General features: G+C 64.7%; 24 protein-coding genes. 8 read left to right on the top strand and 16 right to left on the bottom strand.

The features are described from left to right. Window positions 1-50: 50 nt before the first annotated feature. Entirely contained in the window at window positions 51-485 is a 435-nt protein-coding gene (locus tag E8L99_RS21235; protein ID WP_137101428.1) for a universal stress protein, read from the top strand. On the opposite strand, the gene E8L99_RS21230 is transcribed toward E8L99_RS21235, so the two are convergent. Next, window positions 466-1092: a hypothetical protein gene (locus E8L99_RS21230; protein ID WP_137101427.1), complete on the bottom strand. Its 627-nt coding sequence runs from the start codon at window positions 1090-1092 to the stop codon at window positions 466-468. The genes E8L99_RS21235 and E8L99_RS21230 overlap by 20 nt on opposite strands. 171 nt (window positions 1093-1263) lie before the next feature. Between E8L99_RS21230 and E8L99_RS21225 the strand changes: the two genes are divergently transcribed. After that, window positions 1264-1710: a DUF6789 family protein gene (locus E8L99_RS21225; protein WP_252511178.1), complete on the top strand. Its 447-nt coding sequence runs from the start codon at window positions 1264-1266 to the stop codon at window positions 1708-1710. Here E8L99_RS21225 and E8L99_RS21220 read toward each other — a convergent pair. After that, entirely contained in the window at window positions 1707-2882 is a 1176-nt protein-coding gene (locus E8L99_RS21220; RefSeq protein WP_137101426.1) for a vWA domain-containing protein, read from the bottom strand. The two genes, E8L99_RS21225 and E8L99_RS21220, sit on opposite strands and share 4 nt — an antisense overlap. A gap of 52 nt (window positions 2883-2934) precedes the next feature. After that, window positions 2935-3090, bottom strand: a complete 156-nt coding sequence (locus E8L99_RS23875; protein WP_168201777.1) for a hypothetical protein — start codon at window positions 3088-3090, stop codon at window positions 2935-2937. 113 nt (window positions 3091-3203) lie between these two features. On the opposite strand from E8L99_RS23875, the gene E8L99_RS21215 reads away from it, so the two are divergent. Next, a complete protein-coding gene (locus E8L99_RS21215; RefSeq protein WP_137101425.1) occupies window positions 3204-3737 on the top strand; it encodes a hypothetical protein in 534 nt (177 codons plus the stop codon). On the opposite strand, the gene E8L99_RS21210 is transcribed toward E8L99_RS21215, so the two are convergent. Next, window positions 3734-3976, bottom strand: a complete 243-nt coding sequence (locus E8L99_RS21210; RefSeq protein WP_137101424.1) for a helix-turn-helix domain-containing protein — start codon at window positions 3974-3976, stop codon at window positions 3734-3736. The two genes, E8L99_RS21215 and E8L99_RS21210, sit on opposite strands and share 4 nt — an antisense overlap. Then, on the bottom strand, window positions 3976-4536 hold the full coding sequence (locus tag E8L99_RS21205; RefSeq protein ID WP_137101423.1) for a DUF2975 domain-containing protein: 561 nt from the start codon (window positions 4534-4536) through the stop codon (window positions 3976-3978). Before E8L99_RS21205 ends, E8L99_RS21210 begins: the two co-directional genes overlap by 1 nt. A gap of 71 nt (window positions 4537-4607) precedes the next feature. Here E8L99_RS21205 and E8L99_RS21200 point away from each other — a divergent pair, with 71 nt between their 5' ends. Then, window positions 4608-5207, top strand: coding sequence for a hypothetical protein (locus E8L99_RS21200; protein WP_137101422.1), 600 nt, complete (start codon window positions 4608-4610; stop codon window positions 5205-5207). A gap of 5 nt (window positions 5208-5212) precedes the next feature. On the opposite strand, the gene E8L99_RS21195 is transcribed toward E8L99_RS21200, so the two are convergent. Further along, complete coding sequence (locus E8L99_RS21195) at window positions 5213-5395, bottom strand: hypothetical protein (RefSeq protein WP_137101421.1); 183 nt, start codon at window positions 5393-5395, stop codon at window positions 5213-5215. A gap of 21 nt (window positions 5396-5416) precedes the next feature. On the opposite strand from E8L99_RS21195, the gene E8L99_RS21190 reads away from it, so the two are divergent. Beyond that, a complete protein-coding gene (locus E8L99_RS21190) occupies window positions 5417-5632 on the top strand; it encodes a hypothetical protein (RefSeq protein WP_137101420.1) in 216 nt (71 codons plus the stop codon). A 230-nt stretch (window positions 5633-5862) separates the two neighbouring features. On the opposite strand, the gene E8L99_RS21185 is transcribed toward E8L99_RS21190, so the two are convergent. Both E8L99_RS21185 and E8L99_RS21180 read right to left on the bottom strand, forming a co-directional pair. Further along, window positions 5863-6405, bottom strand: coding sequence for a hypothetical protein (locus tag E8L99_RS21185; protein WP_137101419.1), 543 nt, complete (start codon window positions 6403-6405; stop codon window positions 5863-5865). Further along, window positions 6405-7253 carry an AAA family ATPase gene (locus tag E8L99_RS21180; RefSeq protein WP_137101418.1) on the bottom strand — a complete coding sequence of 283 codons (849 nt, stop codon included), beginning with the start codon at window positions 7251-7253 and terminating at the stop codon, window positions 6405-6407. The genes E8L99_RS21185 and E8L99_RS21180 overlap by 1 nt, the downstream gene beginning before the upstream one ends. 273 nt (window positions 7254-7526) lie before the next feature. Here E8L99_RS21180 and E8L99_RS21175 point away from each other — a divergent pair, with 273 nt between their 5' ends. The 3 genes from E8L99_RS21175 to E8L99_RS21165 are packed head-to-tail and all read left to right on the top strand — an operon-like array spanning window position 7527 to window position 12406. Next, a complete protein-coding gene (locus tag E8L99_RS21175; RefSeq protein WP_137101417.1) occupies window positions 7527-8870 on the top strand; it encodes a flagellar hook protein FlgE in 1344 nt (447 codons plus the stop codon). A gap of 53 nt (window positions 8871-8923) precedes the next feature. Next, window positions 8924-10819: a flagellar hook-associated protein FlgK gene (gene flgK, locus E8L99_RS21170; RefSeq protein WP_137101416.1), complete on the top strand. Its 1896-nt coding sequence runs from the start codon at window positions 8924-8926 to the stop codon at window positions 10817-10819. A 12-nt stretch (window positions 10820-10831) separates the two neighbouring features. Continuing rightward, a complete protein-coding gene (locus tag E8L99_RS21165) occupies window positions 10832-12406 on the top strand; it encodes a hypothetical protein (RefSeq protein ID WP_137101415.1) in 1575 nt (524 codons plus the stop codon). Between the two features lie 92 nt (window positions 12407-12498). Here the strand turns inward: E8L99_RS21165 and flaF are convergent, their stop codons facing one another. From flaF to E8L99_RS21125, 8 genes are all read right to left on the bottom strand, one after another. Beyond that, window positions 12499-12870 (bottom strand): flagellar biosynthesis regulator FlaF, encoded by a 372-nt coding sequence (gene flaF / locus E8L99_RS21160; RefSeq protein ID WP_137101414.1) that lies wholly within the window; start codon window positions 12868-12870, stop codon window positions 12499-12501. Next, window positions 12833-13246 (bottom strand): flagellar biosynthesis repressor FlbT, encoded by a 414-nt coding sequence (flbT, locus tag E8L99_RS21155; protein ID WP_137101413.1) that lies wholly within the window; start codon window positions 13244-13246, stop codon window positions 12833-12835. The genes flaF and flbT overlap by 38 nt, the downstream gene beginning before the upstream one ends. A 129-nt stretch (window positions 13247-13375) precedes the next feature. Further along, window positions 13376-14596, bottom strand: coding sequence for a flagellin N-terminal helical domain-containing protein (locus E8L99_RS21150; RefSeq protein ID WP_137101412.1), 1221 nt, complete (start codon window positions 14594-14596; stop codon window positions 13376-13378). Between the two features lie 196 nt (window positions 14597-14792). Beyond that, window positions 14793-15824, bottom strand: coding sequence for a DUF2865 domain-containing protein (locus E8L99_RS21145; RefSeq protein ID WP_137101411.1), 1032 nt, complete (start codon window positions 15822-15824; stop codon window positions 14793-14795). 195 nt (window positions 15825-16019) lie between these two features. Beyond that, window positions 16020-17204, bottom strand: a complete 1185-nt coding sequence (locus tag E8L99_RS21140) for a flagellin N-terminal helical domain-containing protein (protein WP_137101410.1) — start codon at window positions 17202-17204, stop codon at window positions 16020-16022. 247 nt (window positions 17205-17451) lie between these two features. After that, entirely contained in the window at window positions 17452-18636 is a 1185-nt protein-coding gene (locus E8L99_RS21135; RefSeq protein WP_137101409.1) for a flagellin N-terminal helical domain-containing protein, read from the bottom strand. Window positions 18637-18894: 258 nt separating this feature from the next. Continuing rightward, window positions 18895-19341: a hypothetical protein gene (locus E8L99_RS21130; protein WP_137101408.1), complete on the bottom strand. Its 447-nt coding sequence runs from the start codon at window positions 19339-19341 to the stop codon at window positions 18895-18897. 220 nt (window positions 19342-19561) lie between these two features. Continuing rightward, window positions 19562-20035 (bottom strand): hypothetical protein, encoded by a 474-nt coding sequence (locus tag E8L99_RS21125; protein ID WP_137101407.1) that lies wholly within the window; start codon window positions 20033-20035, stop codon window positions 19562-19564. Window position 20036: the final 1 nt, after the last annotated feature.

Genomic DNA, 20036 nt, shown 5'->3' with positions numbered 1-20036 from the left:
CCGCGGCGCCTGGCCTATTCATCTCCCCGTTCATCCGAGGAGATGTCGCCATGTTCCGTTCCGTGCTGTGTCCCGTCGATCCCGCCGAGCGCGGCCCCGAGGCGCCGGCACTGACCAATGCCAAGCGCATGGTGGAAGCCAGCGGCGGCAAGCTGACCTTGCTGGCCGTCATTCCCGACACGCCCGGCATGGCCGCTGAGTATCTGCCGGCGGATTTTCGCGAGACCCAGTGGAAGGACGCGGAGGCCACGCTCAAGGATCTGGCGCAGTCGCTCGGCCTGCCAGCCGGGACGGTCGCCACCAAGGTTCGCTATGGCCGGCCCTATCACGAGATCCTGGAAGAGGCAGTCGAGGCCAAGAGCGACCTCATCGTGATGGCGTCGCACCGGCCGAGCCTCTCGACCTATCTGATCGGCTCGAACGCCGCCCATGTCGTGCGCCACGCCAAGTGCTCGGTCATGGTTCTCAGGCCTGAGGCGGCGTGACGCCTGAGGGCAGCAGCGCCTTCGGTGGCTGGCCCGGGTCGAACAGGCCCGGGCGGTTCTTGGTGAGCCAGAGGCTCATCTGCCAGATTGCGTAGCCACCAAGCAGCGCCAGAATGCCGATAAGCCCCCAATTGCGGTTGGCAAGCGCCGGAATGGCGAGCCAGATCACCGAGAAGACCAGTCCGAGCGTGGTGAGGCCGATCAGGCCATAGCGCCAGAGCGGCTCGCCGGCGATGAACAGCGTCTTCGGCGCGGCTTTGGCGACCGCGGGCATCAGCCGCCGCAGGAAGCCCGTATAGGCGCCATCATGGGCCTCGAGTTCCACCATGCCGCGCCAGGAGACATTCGACATCCAGAGCTTGCGCCCCGCGCGCGGGGTGATTTCCGCGCAATAGCGCCTTGTATGCAGGTTGGCTGGGCGGAAGGTGAGGCGCACCTGCCGGATGTCGGCGAGCGGCAGGGTGAGCGTCGACTTGCCGTCCGACCACAGAAGGTGGTCGCCGTCGAGCGTCATGGTGATGACGGGGCCAATCAGCTTGGGGCGATGGCGGAAGTACGGCCGGTCCTCGTGGTCGAGCCAGGCGCCGGTTGGGGTGTGATCGGTCATACCCGGGGGTCTAGCCGCTCCCGGAGCTGGATTGAAGCCATGCCGGCGCACATTCTTGTCGCGGCCGATCGAAATCAAACGCTGCGAACGCGCGCGCCGCTAAGCTTGCTCGCTCCGGCGTCGCCCTGACTCCGGCTGTTCAGCAAGGCCTGCCTGATGTCATGGAGAACAGTGTGGACGTCGCTGGTCGCCAGCCTGTGCGGCAGTCTCATTCCCTCGGCGCTCATGTTCCTCAAGGCGCGGTTGGGAATTCTCCCCGCTTTCCAGCCCTATGACAGTGTCCAGACCACCCTGGTGGCCGCATTCGGAACCGGCCTGCCGCCATCGGTGCTCTGGATTCTGTCCTTCCTGAACGGGGCCGTCGTGCTCGGCTTCCTGTTTGGCCAGGCCTATCGATGGCTTCCTGGCACGTGCGGCGCCACGAAGGGCCTGGTGTTCGGGCTTACCGGCTGGATCGCGATGGGCCTGCTCTTCTTCCCCATGATCGGGATGGGGTTCTTTGCTGCGCAATCGCCTGCGGGGGCTGCGGCGTCGCTGCTGTCCCTGGCGATGATCGTCACTTACAGCGTCACCATGGGTATGGTCTATGCGGCGCTCGAGCGCGCCGGAAAACCCTAGCGCACCAGTTCCTTCATCGCCTTGTCGAGCCCACTCAGCGTCAGCGGGAACATGCGGTGTTCCATCAGCTCGCGGACCATGCCGACCGAATGGGTGTAGTCCCAGTGCTTTTCCTTCACCGGGTTCAGCCAGATCGTCGAGGGGTAGGTGGCCGCCACCCGCTTCAGCCAGACGGCGCCGGCCTCCTCGTTGAAATGCTCGACCGAGCCGCCGGGCTGGGCGATCTCGTAAGGCGACATCGAGGCGTCGCCGACGAAGATCACCTTGTAATCGTTGCCATATTTGTGCAGCACGTCCCAGGTCGGGGTCGACTCGTCAAAGCGGCGCTGGTTCTTCTTCCACACCTTCTCGTAGAGGCAGTTGTGGAAGTAGAAATATTCCATGTGCTTGAACTCGGCCTTGGCCGCCGAGAACAGCTCCTCGCAGAGCTGGATGTGCCAGTCCATCGAACCGCCGACATCGAAGAAGATCAGCACCTTGATGGCATTGCGCCGCTCGGGCCGCATCTGGACGTCGAGATAGCCGTTGCGGGCCGTTTCGCGGATCGTGCCGTCGAGGTCGAGTTCGTCGGGTGAGCCGGTGCGGGCGAATTTGCGCAAGCGGCGCAGCGCTACCTTGATGTTGCGCGTGCCGAGCTCGACGGTGTCGTCGTAGTCCTTGAACTCGCGCTTGTCCCAGACCTTCACCGCGCGGAAATTGCGGTTGCCGTCCTGGCCAATGCGCACGCCTTCGGGATTGTAGCCATAGGCGCCGAAGGGCGAGGTGCCGCCGGTACCGATCCATTTGTTGCCGCCCTGGTGGCGGCCTTTCTGCTCGGCGAGACGCTCTTTCAGCGTCTCCATCAGCTTGTCCCAGCCGCCGAGCGCCTCGATCTGGGCCTTCTCCTCCTCGGAGAGGAATTTCTCGGTGAGCTTCTTCAGCCATTCGGCCGGAATCTCGGCCTCGATCCCCTGGGCCAGCGTCTCGAAGCCCTTGAAGGTCGCGCCGAACACCTTGTCGAACTTGTCGATATTGCGCTCGTCCTTCACCAGGGTGGCGCGCGACAGATAGTAGAAGTCGGTCGGGTTGCGCTCGATGAAGTCGGCGTCGAGGGCCTCCATCAAGGTCAGGTATTCCCTGACGGTGACGGGCACGCCGGCCTTTTTCAGATCGTGGAAGAAGGTGATGAACATGGGGCGCGAGCCTAGCGTCTCTCGCGCGTTTCGTCACCGGGGTCCGGATGGCCTAGTCGCCGCCATCGCCGGAAAAGTCGGGGCCGTCGCCGCCGGATGACCGGGCAGGGCGGGGCACCCCGTTCTGGTCGCACCAGCGATTGTACCAGACGCTGCCGGCGACGATGCAGGACAGCAGGGCGGCGAAGGCGAGATGCCATAGTTCCATGGGCCATCTTGGCCATAATCGGATTGGCAAATCGTGAATCGTCGTGCTGTGCGGCCAAGGCCTCGTGGCACAGAGGCGAAACATCGGCGGGGCAGATTGCGGGGATGATCACCGTGCCCCCAGCCGCACCCCCTCCGCGCAAAGCCCGGCCCTGGCTGCTGGCGATCGGCTGGCTTTTGACCCTTCCCGGTCTCTGGGTCATCACGAGTCTCATCCTGCTGGCGCCCGTGTCGGGCCTTGGCGGCTGTGCTGCCCCCTCGGGCCTGAGCTTCCCGCCCTGTCCACCCGGTCCCTGGGCGGCGCTTGCCGACAGCATGCGCCTGACCGTGGCGCTGACCGCGATCCTGTCGTTTGTCGGGATCGGTGCCGTGCCGCCGCTCTACACGCTGACCTTCGCCGCGACCCGGCTGGCGCTCTGGATTGGCCGGCACGGCAGCGGGGGCGACGGGGGACGCGGACCCCTGTTCGGCTTCCTGATGGTGCTCGGTCTGGTCGTTGTCGGGAGCATGGTGGCGACTATTGCGAGCAGTTCACCGCAGCCTGGCGAAGTGGCCAGCGGTCTCCTCGGCCTTGGCGCGATGGTCGGCGTGTTTTACGGCGGCTACCGGCTGATCCGCTGGGGGATCCGCCGGCTGACCAGCGCCTAGGGCACATCGGCGCCCTGCGCGATGCGCGGATCGTCATCCCGGACATATTCGAGGAGATCGCCGGGCTGGCAGCCGAGCGCGCGGCAGATCGCGTCCAGCGTGTCGAAGCGGATGCCCTTCACCTTGCCGGATTTCAGCAGCGAGAGATTGGCCTCGGTGATGCCGACAATGGCCGCAAGCTCCTTCGACCGCATCTTGCGGCGCGCCAGCATCACGTCGAGGTTCACCAGGATCGGCATCACACGAAACTCGCATGTTCCTCGGCGATTCGGGCCGCTTCGCGCAGCGTCCAGCCGATCGCCACGAGCAGCGCACCGACAATGGCCCAGAGCACGTCGTCCGAGCTGATCGCGATGACGAGGATCTTCTGTCCCGGCGGGTTGCCTAGGGTCAGGACCACACCGGCCGCCGCCCGCCACAGGGGCGCCAGCAGGCCTTTCGCCACCAGAATGAGGCCGATGCGCGAGACGCGGGTTGCCACCAGGTCCGTGAACCGCATGCCGACAGCAAAGCCTCGGAACACCGCACGGGCCTGAAGCAGCATGTAGATCAGGAGAGCGAGCGGCGGGGCGGAGAGCGCAAGGCCTGCCAGCTGCACCATGGGCGTCACGCTGACGGCCCGCCCGGCGAGGCCGAATTGCGGGGCGAGCAGGGTTTCGACCAGGGCCCGGTCGGTCCAGACCCAGAGCGTGCCGGCAACCGCGAAGACGATTCCAGCCAGCGTGACCTGGGTCATGAAGCGGGCAAGCCGGGACTGGTGGGCCTCGCTGATGTCAGAGGGAACGACGGCATGTGTCATGACGAAAGCCTCTTGTTTCGATAAATAATTTCTGTAAGACAATAATTCATTGTCGTCAAATGGAATGTACCATGAGCTTGTCCCGTCTGGTTTCCCGCCTTGCCTTCGTCGCCGCCTGTTCCGTTGGAATCGGCGGCTGCCTGTCGACGCCGATCTCGAGCCTGCCACGGCTGATGCGGCTCGATCTCGCAACCATGGATATGGACGATGTGCGAGCGGCGCTTCGTCTGCCCGCCATGCTGCGGGTGAGGCCCGGCGATGCGGTGATGACGATCAAGACCCGGGTGGACGGCGGAAATCCGACCGAAGATCGCTTCGTGCTGGTGGAATCGACCGTTGAGCGTGAGCGCGTCGAGATGGCGGCTGAAGCGCGTGCCGGAGCGGGCATCTCGATCTGGCGGATCGCACCGGGCGATGTTCCGCGGGTCGCTGCGATCCAGCAGCGCGTGCGCGCGTCGCTGGTTCAGGGCCCGCGGGTGCGCGGCAGCCTGGAGATCCAGGTGTCAGGCGGTTGCCGGACGGCGCCGATCCCCGAGGGGGCCGTGCCCATGTCGAGCTTCCTGAAGCCCGCGCGCGGCGAGACCTACATCACGCTGGTGAGCGACCTCGACCTCCGGCGGGTGATTCCGCTCGGCGACTGGCAGGCAAAGATCCCGGAATGCGGCGGCTGATCGGCTCAGTCGCCGCCGCCACCGCCATCTCCACCACCGCCGCTGTCGGACGAGCCGGAATCGGAATCCGGCGAACTCGAACTGGAATCGCTGTCGCTATCGCTGCTGGATGCGCGGCCGAAGACGACGGCGGCCAGCGCCGCGAGGCCGCCCAGGCCGGCCAGAATGAATGCGAGCGTGCTGCTCATGGTGGTGATTCCCCCTGTCTGGTGGCCGTTCGCGGCCCATGCACTGCATTGGGTCGCGTCGGCGGCGGCCCCGGTTCAACGGCGGATCAATCGCTGCTGGAGGAGGATGAACCGCTGTCGCAGGACGACGAGGACGAACTGTCGCTGCTCGGCGAGGACGTGTCGCAGGACGAGGTGGAGGGTGCGGTGTCGGACGGAGACCCTGATTGTCCCCCGGTGAGGCTCGACAGCCAGTGAAGATCGCTCGCGCCGGTTGGTTCGTGGTCGCCGGACGTGCTGCTCGCTGAGGCGCGCCGCGCGCCTGATGGTGTGGCTTGACCGAGCATGCGCCGTCGTAACGCCGCGATGGACAGTGCGGTCAGGAGGAGGCCGCCGCCGATGAGTTCGATGGTGAAGCTCGCCATGCCACGAGTTGTCGACCCCGCCTGTTTCAATCCGGTGGCACGCCCGACGCCAGACTATGACGGTCAGGACGGATCCCATGCGCCGCTCTGCCCGAGGCAGAGGCGCTGTTCGTCGAGCGGTGCAGGTGGCGGAGCGCCGAGGGTAGCCCCCCGCAGACCGTGGAAGACCGTGAGGGTCGCGGCAACCACGCGGCAGGCCGTGCCTGACCGGCCGGTCTCGGGATAGACCGACAGGGTGATCTCGCGGCGGGCGCCGGTGCGGCTCTGCCAATTGGTGTCGAGGCCGCGCGCGCTTGCACCGGTTGCCTGGACGAGGGTGCGGATCTCGCCGATATCCTCGTCGGTCAGGGCAAGGACCGCGGGGCAAGCCTCCGTCGCCTCGGTCTCGGTACGCGAGAAGGCGGTCACGGAGCCTGCGATCATCAGGCCGCCGGCGGAGGCGGAGCTTGTGCGGGTGCCGCCGGACTGGTTCTGACGGCAGCGCTCGACCTGGCGCTCAATGGCCCAGGGCGAACCGCTCACCTGCGCAGGCGGGCTCGCATCGCTGGCGATCGCGCAACCGGCCAGGCCGAACGCGATCGCGGCGATGGGCCCGGCGCGGCGCATCAGCCCCTCCGGGCGAGGAAGGCCAGCCGCTCGAACAGATGAACGTCCTGCTCGTTCTTCAGGAGCGCGCCGTGCAGTGGCGGGATCGCCTTGCGCGGGTCCTTCTCGCGCAGCGTCTCGGCCGAGATGTCCTCGACCATCAGCAGCTTCAGCCAGTCCAGCAGTTCGGAGGTCGACGGCTTCTTCTTCAGGCCCGGCACGTCGCGCACGTCGTAGAAGATGCGCAGGGCTTCTGCGACCAGCTTCTGCTTGATGCCGGGGAAGTGGACGTCGACGATGCGCTGCATGGTCTCGGCGTCGGGGAACTTGATGTAGTGGAAGAAGCAGCGGCGCAGGAAGGCGTCCGGCAGCTCCTTCTCGTTGTTCGAGGTGATCACAACAACCGGGCGCACCTTGGCCTTCACGGTCTCGCCGGTCTCGTAGACGAAGAATTCCATCCGATCGAGCTCCTGCAGGAGGTCGTTCGGGAATTCGATGTCGGCCTTGTCGATCTCGTCGATCAGCAGGACCGGGCGCTGTCCCGCCTGGAACGCCTCCCAGAGCTTGCCGCGCTTGATGTAGTTGGCGATCGACTTGACGCGCTCGTCGCCGAGCTGGCTGTCGCGCAGGCGCGAGACGGCGTCATATTCGTAAAGGCCCTGCTGGGCCTTGGTGGTCGATTTCACGTGCCATTCGATCAGCGGCGCGTTGATCGCCTTGGCGATCTCGATGGCGAGAACAGTCTTGCCGGTGCCGGGCTCGCCCTTCACCAGAAGCGGCCGTTCCAGGTTGATGGCTGCGTTGACGGCGACCTTCAGGTCGTCGGTCGCGACATAGGCTTCAGTTCCCTCGAAACGGCCGGATGCCATGGATAGTCCCTTCGCGTTTATGCGCCGGACCCTGGCCCGGCGGTGATTTGCCGGCAGGGTAGGGGGCGGCGGGGACGGCTGCAAGCGCCCGGCACAAATTGCCGGGAGACCGGTCGAAACTGCCGGACAGGATGACGGCCCAACCCCATTGAACGGCTAAGTGCTTGAAATCAGGCGCACCAATTTTGGCATATGGACTGCAATACCCAGACCGAGCAAGGCGTCGCTGATGGTGTCGCAAGCTGTCCTAACCCTGGTTTGTTGAGGTTCGTCATGGGTATTTTCGGTGCATTGACCACGGCGGTCAGCGGCCTGTCGGCGCAGTCCTATGCGCTGGAGAACATCTCCGGCAACATTGCCAACTCGCAGACCACCGGGTTCAAGCGGGTCGAGACGAGTTTCGTCGACCTCATTCCGGACAACAGCCTCAACCGGCAGGTCGCCGGCTCGGTCAATTCCTACTCGCGCACCACCAACACGATCCAGGGGCAGCTGCAGTCGACCGGGCTCTCGACCAATATGGCGATCTCGGGTGAGGGCTATTTCATCGTCAAGCAGCAGACCGGTTCGACCGATGGCGAGCCGGTCCTGTCCGGCATCAATTATTACACCCGCCGCGGCGACTTCGCGCCCAATGCGCAGGGCTATCTGGTCAACGGCTCCGGCTATTATCTGGAGGGCCTGCCGCTCGACCGCAGCACCGGCAATCCGGTCGGTTCGACCCCGAGCCCGGTCCGCCTGTCGAGCGATGTCGTGCCGGCGAGCGCGACGACCCGCATCAGCTATCACGCCAGCCTTCCGACCACACCGGCAACCGCCAGCGCAACCACGACGGCCGGGTCGGAACTGATGGATTCGGCCCTGATCGGCCAGGCGACGATCCCGACAGCTGATGCGGCGACCTTCGTCAAGACGTCGATTTCCGGCGGCTCCGTGACCAATTACGACGCTCAGGGCCGTGAGGTAAACGTCCAGATGCGCTGGGCCAAGACCGACAGCACGACCTCGGGCGGCACTGATACCTGGAGCCTCTACTACCAGTCCAATTCGACCACGGGTGCCGAGACCTGGACCCGCATCGGCGGCAATTTCACCTTCGACGGCGCAGGAAAGCTGACGTCTCCGACGGCGAACCCGACGATCACCGGCCTCAACGTCAACGGCGTGACGGTCGGCGATGTCGAGCTTGATCTCGGCTCGGGCGGCCTCAGCCAGACCGCCCGCGCCGACGGTACGGCAACCGTCACCGAAAACACGCCGAACGGCTATTCGGCCGGCACGCTCAAGGGCATTTCCGTGACCGATACGGGCCGCCTGCGCGCGACCTATTCGAACGGTCAGTCGGTCGATCTCTATCAGGTGGCGCTGGCCAATTTTGCCAATGACGACGGCCTGAAGCGGCTCGACGGCGGCGCTTTCGCAGAGACCGGCGAGTCCGGCACGCCGCTGATCGGCGGCTCGGGCAAGATCGTCGGCGGCTCGGTGGAGGCGTCCAACGTCGACATTTCCGACGAGTTCACCAAGATGATCGTGACCCAGCAGGCCTATGCGGCCAACACCCGCATCGTCACCACGGCCAATTCGATGCTGCAGGAAACCATCAACATGATCCGCTGAGCGGCGGCGTGAACGCTGCCCCCGGTTTGTACCGCGTCAAGGAGTGATCGACGATGAGCCTATCGAGCGCGCTCGGCAATGCCCTTTCGGGCCTGCGATTCACTTCGGTGGCGACGAGCCTCACCAGCTCGAACGTCGCCAATGCCAGCAACCCGGACTATGCCAAGAAGACGATCACCGCCGGCGCCGTCGTCGTCGGAGGGCAGAGCGCGGGCGTTCAGGTCGCGTCCGTCACGCGCGAATACGACATGTTCGTCTCGCGCCAGCTGATCACCGAGAAGAGCAACAGCGCCTACGCCTCCACCCGCGCCGACTTCCTGACCATGATCGACCAGCTGATGGGCGCGCCGGGCTCGGCCAACGCGCTCGATACGGTGGTCAACAAGTTCTCGTCCTCGCTGCAGACGCTCCGGACCTCGCCGGACAATGAATCGGCGCGCGCCGGCGTGATCAGTGCCGGTACTGTGCTGGCGCAGTCGCTGAACACCCTGTCCACATCGGTCCAGAGCCTGCGGCAGTCGGCCGAGGACCAGCTCGGCCAGGCGACGCAGACGCTGAACGACGCGCTCGGTCAGCTGGCTCAGGTGAACCAGAAGCTTCAGGCCGCCGGCGAGGATGACGGCACGCGCGTTGCGCTGCTCGACCAGCGCGATGCGCTGGTCAACACGATCAGCGAATATGTCGGCGTCACGGCGACCTACGACAAGAACGATGCCGTGCAACTCTATGCCGGCGGCGGCTTCACCCTGCTGTCGCAGAACGCGCCGACGCTCACCTTCGACGGGCGCCAGCAGATCAATGCCGGCAGCGTGTTCTCGACCGATCCCAACGAGCGCACCGTCGGCACCGTGATGGCCCATACGGCCGGCGGCAATGTCGACCTGATTGCCGCGGGCGTGTTCAAGACCGGCAAGATCGCAGCCCTCATCGAGCTGCGCGACGCATCGCTGCCGGCAGCCCAGGCCGAACTCGACCAGGTCGCCGCCGGGCTTGCTGAAGCCTTCGGCACGTCCAGCCAGTCGACGGCCGTGTCCCTCGGCGGCGCCGGGCCGAATACCGGTTTCGACACGTCGCTTGGCACCGGCCTTGCCGACGGCAATGCGATCACCATGTCGCTGACCGCCAATGGCGTGACACAGAAGTTCACGTTCAAGCGCGTGGATGACGCCGGCGTCACCATGTCGGACGCCATGACGGCGGATCCGAACGACAAGGTGTTCCGGCTTACCGGCACGTCGGCCGCCGGCTATGCGAGCGATATCCAGGCGGCGGTCGATGCCTGGGCGTCAAGCGTCGGCGCGCCGGCCGGCGCCTTCTCGATCACGGCGTCCGGTTCGGGCCTCGAAGTCCTGGCCGATCCGGCAGCGACCGGCGGCGCGAAGGTCAATGCTGCCAGCGCCAACACCACGGCGCAGAGCCTGGCCGATGGTACGGCGGCCCTGCCGTTCTTCGTCGATTCCACCGCGGTGGCGGGCCTGTTCACCGGCAAGGTGACGGCATCCAGCTCGCAGGTGACCGGACTTGCCTCGCGCATCGCGGTGAATGCGAGCCTGTCGGCCGATCCGACCAAGCTCGTGAAGATGGACTCCACCACGCTCGATGGGGATGCCACCCGGCCGAACTTCCTCGCCTCGGCTCTGAACGATACCAGCCGCTACTTCCTGCCGGCCGGCAAGATCGGCACGACGAGTTCGCCTTACCAGGGCTCGATCCTCTCCTATACCCGCACCACAGTCTCGACCCTCAGCAACGATGCCGCGACCGCAAAGACGCTCGCTGCCGGCCAGGCTGCCGTGGTGACCCAGTTGCAGGCGCGCGCGGATGCGGCGTCGGCCGTCAATGTCGATGATGAGATGGCTACCCTCATCGCTCTCCAGAACGCCTATGGCGCCAATGCGCGCGTCATGTCGGTGGTCAAGGAGATGTTCGATATGCTCAGGCAGATGTGAGGCCGCTGGATCATGTCCCTTCGCACCACAGGCATCGTTTCCGGTTTCGGCGCGGCTGAGTTCACCCGGCTGAAGGGCCAGCTCACCGATTACCAGCGCCAGCTCGGCACCGGCATGAAGTCGGAGACCTATGGCGGTCTCGGCAGCGAGCGCGCGCTGGCGCTTGGCTTCCAGGCGTCGCGCAGCGATATCGCCGCCTGGCAAGGCAGCATTTCGCTGGTCACCACGCGTATCAAGATCATGGATACGGCGCTCACCAGCACCCAGAAGACGGTGGCTTCGGTCAAGACGGCTCTGGCCTCGGCCGATTTCACGCTGGCGAGCGGGCGGACCACCGGGCAGCTGACCGCCAATGGCGGGCTCGACTCGGTCATCAGCATGCTGAACAGCAGCGACGGCAGCCGCTACATGTTCTCCGGCCGCGCGACCTCCACCGAGCCGGTGCTGGACAGCGCGACGATCATGGCCGGCGAGGGCGGCAAGGATGGCTTCCAGACGGTCATGCGCGAGCGGATGCAGGCCGATCTCGGCTCGTCCGCGTCGTCGCCGGAACTGGACGGAACAGCGACCGGCCGCGTGACGCTGACGGCCGCCGGCACGCAGCCGGTGACCCTGAGCGAGGACGGCACCCATTCCTTCGGCCTGAAGATCGCATCCGTCTCCGGATCGGTCGGTGGCGTGACCGCCGCGCTCACCGCCGGGCCGCCAGCCTCGCTGGACCTGACCGCCGGCGCTGGAACCGCCAATGTCGGCGAGAGCCAGACGATCGGCTTCACTCTGCCGGACGGCTCGACCGAGCGGATCATCCTGTCGGCAGTGGCCGCTGATGCGACCGTGGCCAGCCCCGGACAGTTCAAGATCGGCGCCACGGCTGCCGAAACGCTCGACAACATGCGCACGGCACTTGGCTCGTCGCTCCAGACCCTGGTCTCCACCAAGCTCGCAGCCGCATCGGCGGTGAAGGCGGGCCAGGACTTCTTCGAAGGCGAGACCAATCCGGCGACGCTTGGGAGCATCCCGACCGGTGCGCCGAAGCGCCTCGTTGCTGGTGTTTCCGGCACGATGATGGATGCGGTCGCCTATGACACGCCGGCCAATGGCGATGCCAAGACGCTGCGCTGGTACCGGGGCGATACGGGGGCGGGCGCGGCGCGTTCGACGGCTGCCTCGCAGGTCGATTCCTCGGTCAGCGTGTCGTATGGCGCGCGGGCCGACGAGGAGGCTCTGCGCTCGGTGGTGCAGAACCTGGCAGTGGTCAGCGCCATGAAGTTCACATCCGCCGATACGGTGTCGCAGCAGCGCTATCAGGCGCTGGCGAACCGGGTATCGGGAGCACTTGCCGGCGAGGGCGCAACCCAGACCGTGACATCGATCCAGGTCGAGCTGGCGGCTGCGAACGTGAGCGCCACCAGCGCCGGCACGCGCCACAAGGCCTCGGACGCGATGTATGCCGACATGCTGTCGGATGTGGTGGGTGTGAACGACGAGGAAGTCGGCGCCTATATCCTGGCGCTGCAGACCCAGCTGCAGGCAAGCTACCAGACGACCTCGATGCTCTCGAAGCTGTCGCTCGTCAGCTACCTATGAGCCAAGACACTCGCGCAGATTGATCGGGCGCCCGCAACGGGCGCCCGCATCGTTCCGGAATGGTGCTTGTGGTTTTCAGCGCGGCGCGGCGCTCAGCCGCGGCCGGACAGGCCCGCGGCAATATTGCGATTGATCGACACCAGCACGCCGAGCTTCTCGGGCTTGGGATCGACTTCGATGTCGATGGTCCGCTGGAAGATGAACATGCCGAGATTGGCGATGTTGTTCTTGATGTCGTCGGGCAACGGGTTTTCCGCGCGCGTCGCGGCAGTCGCGAGAACGGCCCACAGCTTGCGATTGTAGGTGAGGGCATGCAGGAGCTCGGGCCCGCCACCGGTCCACTGGTCCTTGCAGGTCTGGATCCGGGCAGCGGCTTTCAGCAGGAGCGATGCTTCAAGTTCGCGCGGATTGGTGACCGAGACCGTCCTAGCCGTCGATGCGTACGCCGCCGCCCCGTGATGCATGACCAAGCAGAGTCCCTTCGTACTCGATGAGGCTTCTTGTCGCCTTTAGAGCCTTGTACAGCGTACCGGTTAATATGTGATTGTTGATCTCGTCGACAAATCGAAGCGTCGACGGTGCAGCTTCGATGACCTCGTTGACCATGTCAAAATACATCTTGTGGTGACGTTCGGGATCACGCGACAAGTACATAAGTTGAACGACCAAATATATCTTCTTGCACGGCGTATTAGCCGCGTCGATGGTCATGACATCTTTTTCGCGAAGAATAGGCGCCTCGCCTTCGATGGTCAGCCGGGTACGCTGGTCGTCATTGACGATGACGCTCTCGCCGAGAATGAACCTCTCGCCTGGCTTGAGTTCGACCTTGAGCGCCATCTCGCCTCTCCGCGTGTGACCCGCCTCTTGGCAGAGCTTACCACACGCACTGGTTTGCAAATGCCTACCGCAATCCCGGCAAAACGGCCTCGTGTGAGGCCGCTATGAGAGCTGGGGCAGGCGCGACGACTAGCGGAAGAGGCTCAGCACGCCCTGGTCGGCCTCGTTGGCCAAGGACAGAGCCTGGGTTGAAAGCGACTGACGGGTCTGCAGGGCCAGCATGTTGGCACCTTCCTCGTTCATGTCGGCGATCGTCAGGTTGTTCGAGCCGGTTTCCAGCGTGTTGGCCATTTCCTTGGTGAAGTTCTGGCGGATCTGCACCAGCGCGAGATTGGAGCCAAACGCACCGGACTGGGCCCTCAGCTTGGTCATGGCCGATGTCAGGTTGTTCAGGGCGACGCCCAGATCCTGGTCGGTCTGGAAGGAGTTGGTCTGGTCGGGGACGCCCAGGTCCTCGTCGCACTGGAACTTGGCGCCGGAGATCGTCAGCGACGCGGTCTGCTTCTCGTTGAACATGGCCTGCAGCGTGTCGCCGTTCAGCAGATTGACGCCGTTGTAACCGGCATCCCTCGAAAGCTGGTCGATCTGGCGACGCAGTTCCGAGAACTGCTTGGAAATGCTGAGGCGGACCGAGTTGATCGTTCCGGCCGGCTTCGACAGATTGGTGCCGGAGAAGCCGGTATCGGCAAGCGCAGTCCCCGCATTCGACGAGGTGATGTCGATCGGCTGGGTGCCGACGGACTCGATGATCAGGCGCCCGTCAGGGGTGAGCGATGCCTTGGCGTCGGCGCCCGCTGTGCCGCCGATTGTCACGCCCGAACCAGCTGCGGCGGCGGAACCGGTGTTGTCGTTGATGGCGTTCATCAAATCGCCGACCGTCATGCCGGAGGCAATCGTCAGGGTCGTGTCGCGGCCCGCGCCGGTGGCCACCGTGATGGTCTCGCCGGCGGTATAGCCGAGCGTCGTCAGATCGGTCTGGGTGGTCAGCGCGCTCGCGGCGCCGCCGATGGTCGGCAGCGTGCCGGCGAGACGGGCCGTGGTCGCTGCGTCGCCCTGTGCCTGGCGGGCGAGGGCCTGCATGTTCTGCACCACCTTGATGATCGAGGTGATGCCGGTGTCGGCGGCCTTGAGGGTCTGGACCGCGTTGCCGATACCATCGAGCAGGTTGGTGATATCGGAGGCGCGTGAGGAAAGCTGCTGCGCCGAGAAATAGTTCCCGGGATTGTCGAGCGCGGTATTGACCTTCTTGCCGGTCGACAAGCGGTTCTGCGTGCGGTCACGCAGGTCCGCCGTGCCCTGCAGCGACAGCAGGTTACCGCGGATGCCTTTCGAGAGAACAATATCGCTCATCAGTTGACCCCCATACGAGTCGCGCCGATTCTTGGCCCGCCTCGTCTATAACGTCAATCTGGCGTGTTAACCCTAACAGATCGTTAATTTCATTCCCGATGTCGATAATGGCTTTTTTTTGAAGAGCTTAGGGGAGGTCCCTGTGGGCTCGTCGACGCGGCAGAAGTTAACCGGCAGGAATTGCCGGGTGCCGATTCTAGCGCGTGATCTGGATGACGCGGGGCCCGGCATTGTTGGCGACGAAGCTCGGTTGGGCCACGTTTTGCGCCTGGGCATCGACAACCGGCATGCCGGCGCGCCGCCGTCCGGTGGCAAGCCTGGCCGCCGGAGCGCTTGACGTGTTTTCCTGGGCCTGGATGCCGGCCTCGATCATGGCGATGCGGTGATGGACGTCGGCCGGCAGGCGGCTGTAGGCGCGGGCGGCGACGAAATCGGACGGCCGATAGGGGAAGCGGCTTGCGCCGGCGAAGATCCGCACGCCGCGCTCGGTCACCACGATGTCGCCGGAGCGCAGGGTGAAGTCATTGGTGATGGCCACCCGGCCGAGCCCGGTCGCACCGAGGCCCGAACAGGTGCAGGTGGCGTCGAATTTCTCGCGAAACCGGAAGGCATTGCGCAGGGACTGATAGACCTGGCCGCGCGGGCCGGCTGCGGTCTCGATCGTTCCGCCATTGTGCGTGCGGTAGAGGGCGACGTCGGCGCCCGGGCAGAGCGCGTTGCAGGTCATGTCCTGCGCCTGCCGGCTGCCGCCGGATTGAGCCGGGCCAACCGGAAAATAGTATCCGTCACAGGACCTGACGCAATAGGCGGTCGCGCCGCCATGTTGCGGCGCCGACGGTGCGGTCGGGCGGACCGATCGCGGCGCGGTCTGCTGGGGCAGGGCGGGTTGCGGCGCCACCTGGCCCGGCTGGCCGTCGAGGCCGGGCATGCCATCCACCGGGGGGCGGATGGTGATCATCGGCAATCCCACCGGCAGTGCGACCGGGCGTGAGAACAGGGAAGAAAAATGGGGCGTTGCGCCGCGCATCTGCTGCGGAGCCGCGGCCAGCCGGTGCTGTTGTGGCAGGCGCTGGGCGGGCTGGACTGTCTGGCGCGCCGCCTGCCGGGCGGCCCGGGCGGCCGCATCCTGGTGGATGATCGCGTAGATCTGATCGCTGTCCTGCGCGGAGGCTGGACCCGCCATCAGGCAGAGCGGCAACAAGAGAGCAAGGCAGTGACGCAAACGCATGAACTCAACTCACGGTGCAGCATCTTGCACCTCACACGCCTTCCGTAGCGGCATGTTTAAGAATGAGTCAACGAGGTTTTGCGGCCTCGGTTAACTTGGAACGGCGAGGGTTAACTTGCGACAGCGTGGCCCCGGTCAAACGAAAACGGGCGGCCCTGAAGGCCGCCCGCTCTCTTCTCCGAACGCGATACCGGATTAGCGGAGGAACTGGAGGACCTGCTGGTCGGCCTGCGAGGCGAACGACAGGGCGGAGGTGGCGAGCGAGGCGCGCGTGTTGAGGGCGAGCAGGTTGGCGCCTTCCTCATTCGAGTCAGCCAGGGTCAGGTTGTCGGCGCCGGTCTTCAGGACGTTCGACATCTGCTTGGTGAAGTCCTGGCGGGTCTGGACGACCGACAGGTTGGAACCGAACTTGGAGGACTGATCGCGCAGTGTGGTCAGCGCATCCTGCAGGTTGGTCAGCTTGCCGGTGAGGTCCGAAGAGGTCGTGCCGGTGGTGGCAAGATCCGACAGGCCGAGGCCGGCTGCGTTGAAGGTCACGCCCGAGATCGACAGCTTGTTCGGGTTGACCGACTGCTCGTTGAAGACGACGTCGAGGCCGTCGCCGTTGAGCAGGTTCTTGCCGTTGAAGCCGGTGTCCTTGACGATGCCGTCGATCTGATCGAGCAGATCGTTGTACTGGCGGGCGTAGTTGTCATAGTTCGCCGCTGAACCAGCCGCAGCGGTCGAAGCGATTGCGGTGGTCGAGCCGACCGTGGTGCCACCGAGCAGGTCGTCGAGGGTCTTGGTGCCGCCGCCGCCATCGGTCACGCCGATGGTGAGAGCCGCCGAGGTGTTGTTGCGGACGTTGATCTTGCCGCTGGAGTCGACGGTGATGGCACCGTTGGAGCCCAGGACCTGGTTCATCTTGTTGATGGTGGTCTGGACGGTGTCGGTTGCGCCGAGATTGATGTCGAAGTTGGTGCCGTTGATCCCAAGGGTGACCTTGGTGCCCGAGCCGAAGCCACGATCGGCCTCAACCTTGTCCGACAGGGTGCCGGCGCTGGCAGTGCCAACCGAGCTGGTGGGCTGGGTGGAGGCGCTCTGCAGACCTTCACGGATCTTTGCCTGAGCGGAGTTGACCAGCGAGGTGAGTGCGGAAAGGCCCTTGTCAGCCGCCTGCAGCGTCTGGATGCCGTTCGACATGCCGTCGAGCAGCGAGGTCAGGTCGTTCGCACGGTTGTTGAGCGACGAGGCGGTGAAGAAGTTGGTGGGATTGTCGAGGGCCGAGTTGACCTTCTTGCCGGAAGCCAGGCGGCTCTGGATCGTTTCGCGGCTCGACGAAATGTTCTGCAGCGTGAGAAGGTTCGAGCGAACGCCACGCGAGATCGTGATGTCAGACATAGGTAATCCCTTTCCTAGGGTACCCTCCGCTTCGGGAGAGTGAAGTAGACGCCTCCCATCCGTGGGAGGGCCTCCGTTTCTTGGAAGCTGAGCCTAGTAGAGACTATTAAGCCTAACGGTTGGTTACCGGTGCGAACGGGCGTCAGAAAATCTCAAGACCCGGTTTTCGCGGGGGGCGAGGGGGTGCCCAAAACGAAAACGGGCGGCCCGAAGGCCGCCCGCTGGTCGTCTGTCCGGTGATCTGGGATCAGCGGAGGAACTGCAGAACCTGCTGGTCGCCCTGCGAGGCGAAGGACAGGGCGGAGGTGGCCAGCTGAGCGCGGGTGTTGAGCGCGAGCAGGTTGGCGCCTTCCTCGTTGGAGTCGGCGAGCGTCAGGTTGTCGGCGCCGGTCTTCAGGACGTTCGACATCTGCTTGGTGAAGTCCTGGCGGGTCTGAACGACCGACAGGTTGGAACCGAACTTCGACGACTGCTGGCGCAGCGAAGTCAGTGCATCCTGCAGGTTGGTCAGCTTGCCGGTCAGGTCAGAGGCGGTCGAGCCAGTGGTCGCCAGCGTCGACAGGCCGAGGCCCGTTGCGCTGAGGGTCACGCCCGAGATCGCCAGCTTGTTGGCACCCGTCGACTTCTCGTTGAAGATGACGTCGAGGCTGTCGCCGTTGAGCAGGTTCTTGCCGTTGAAGCTGGTGTCCTTGACGATGCCGTCGACCTGGTCGAGCAGGTCGTTGTACTGCTTGGCATAGCTGTCGTAGTTGGCCGTCGTGCCGGCCGCAGCGGTCGAAGCGATCGCGGTGGTCGAGCCGACAGTGGTGCCGCCGAGCAGGTCGTCGAGGGTCTTGGTGCCGCCGCCGCCGTCGGTCACGCCGATGGTGAGGGCAGACGAGGTGTTGTTACGGACGTTGACCTTGCCGCCGGAGTCGACGGTGACCGCGCCGTTGGAGCCCAGAACCTGGTTCATCTTGTTGATGGTGGTCTGGACCGTGTCCGAGGCGCCAAGCGTGATGTCGAAGTTGGTGCCGTTGATGCCCAGAGTGACCTTGGTGCCCGAGCCGAAGCCACGATCGGCTTCAACCTTGTCCGACAGGGTGCCGGCGCTGGCAGTGGCAGCCGAGTTGGTCGCCTGGGTCGAGGCGCTCTGCAGACCTTCACGGATCTTCGCCTGAGCGGAGTTGACCAGCGAGGTCAGCGCCTGGATGCCCTTGTCGGCAGCCTGGAGCGTCTGGATGCCGTTCGACATGCCGTCCAGAAGGCCGGTCAAGTCGTTCGCGCGGTTGTTCAGTGACGAGGCGGTGAAGAAGTTGCTCGGATTGTCGAGGGCCGAGTTGACCTTCTTGCCGGAAGCCAGGCGGCCCTGGATCGTCTCACGCTGCGACGAGATGTTCTGCAGGGTGAGAAGGTTCGAGCGCACGCCACGCGAAATGGTGATGTCAGACATTGGTAGTCCCTTTCCTAGGGTACCTTCCCGTTTTGGGTAAGGTGATTGACGTTCCTCCCGTTCGTGGGAGGGCCTTCGTTTCTTGAAGACGGGTTCACGCTAGAAGTCTGCGCCTTAATGAAAGTTGAATTTCACAGATTCTCTGGCGTTAGTCCGGAGAGTGCTGAATGAGAACTTAATCGATACGGTTAATGAATTCTAACAAAACAAAACGACGCCAAATTGGCGCCGTTTTTACATAAATATATTTAAGTTCAGCTAGGCGATTTTCTCGACCCGTGCAGTGTCGTCCGCCTTCTGCTCTTCCTTGCGGGCCATCTCGCGGGCATAGGTGCGCAGCTTGAGCACCATGTCGTCAGGGTATTGCTTGACGACATCGCCGGTGACGGCGTCGATGGTGCGATAGACCAGGGTTGCGGCATTCTTGTCCTGATCAATCGTGTCGATCCGATTGAACATGGCCTCGCGCAGCGTGTCCGCGATGCGCCCGGCCCGGGCCTGTCGATCAGCATAGAGCTGAGCCGTGCGCGCGGCGCCGTCGCCCGCCCGACGGTCGTCTGGCGATCCCGTCTGGCCTTGCGCCACAGGCTGAGACACCCGTTGCGTGGGTGGTAATTCGGTACTCACCGCCTCGCGGTAGAGGACCGTTTCCGGCCGTCCGTGCGTATTCGATCCGACGGCCGGTCGAGCGGACGTGATGTCCATGACCGGAACTCCCTGTGTGAGGGAGGAATCTCGACCGATCCCTCTTCGCTCACATGGGGGAGAATAGGGACGACGTCTAAAGGTCTCGTTAGGGAATATAGTAAACGGCCGGGCGGCGGTAAGTATCCAATTTGAATGAGCCGGGTGACCTCTCCGGAACTGCCGGGCAGGGGAGTCTTCGCCAGCAGCCGATCATGGACCGCTCAAGGATCGCGGGAGTCTAGAGCGTCCGCGACACAGCAATCGGGCGCGAACCAAACGCTGCCGGGGCTGCGGAGCGGCCATTGGCGCCATAGACAGCTGGCGCGCGACGGCGTTCGACAGCTTGCGAGACGCCACGGATGATGCCCTCGGCGACTGCATGCGCGGTGGCCAGCACCGCCAGGTTCAGCTCAAGCTCGTGCTGGAGTGCCTCGTTCTCCGTCTTCAGCGCGGCCATCTCGGCTGGAAGAATGCGCCGCAGGACGGCGGCATTGGCCTTGATCACATCGAGGCCGGCCACATAGAGCTTGGACAATTCGCTCTTGCGGGCGGCAAGCGGGCTTGCTTCACGCAACTTGGCCGCGCCGACAAGCCGGCTCTCCTCGACCACAACTGCGGTCAGCTCGACAATGGTGTCGCGGATCGCGCGAAGAGCGGCCTGGGCTTCCGCCGCATTCACCAGGGCGGGGATCTGTTTCGGGGCGACAGCCATG

The sequence above is a fragment of the Phreatobacter aquaticus genome (assembly GCF_005160265.1).
GTDB lineage: Bacteria > Pseudomonadota > Alphaproteobacteria > Rhizobiales > Phreatobacteraceae > Phreatobacter > Phreatobacter aquaticus.
This window is presented reverse-complemented; position numbering and strand designations above follow the sequence as displayed.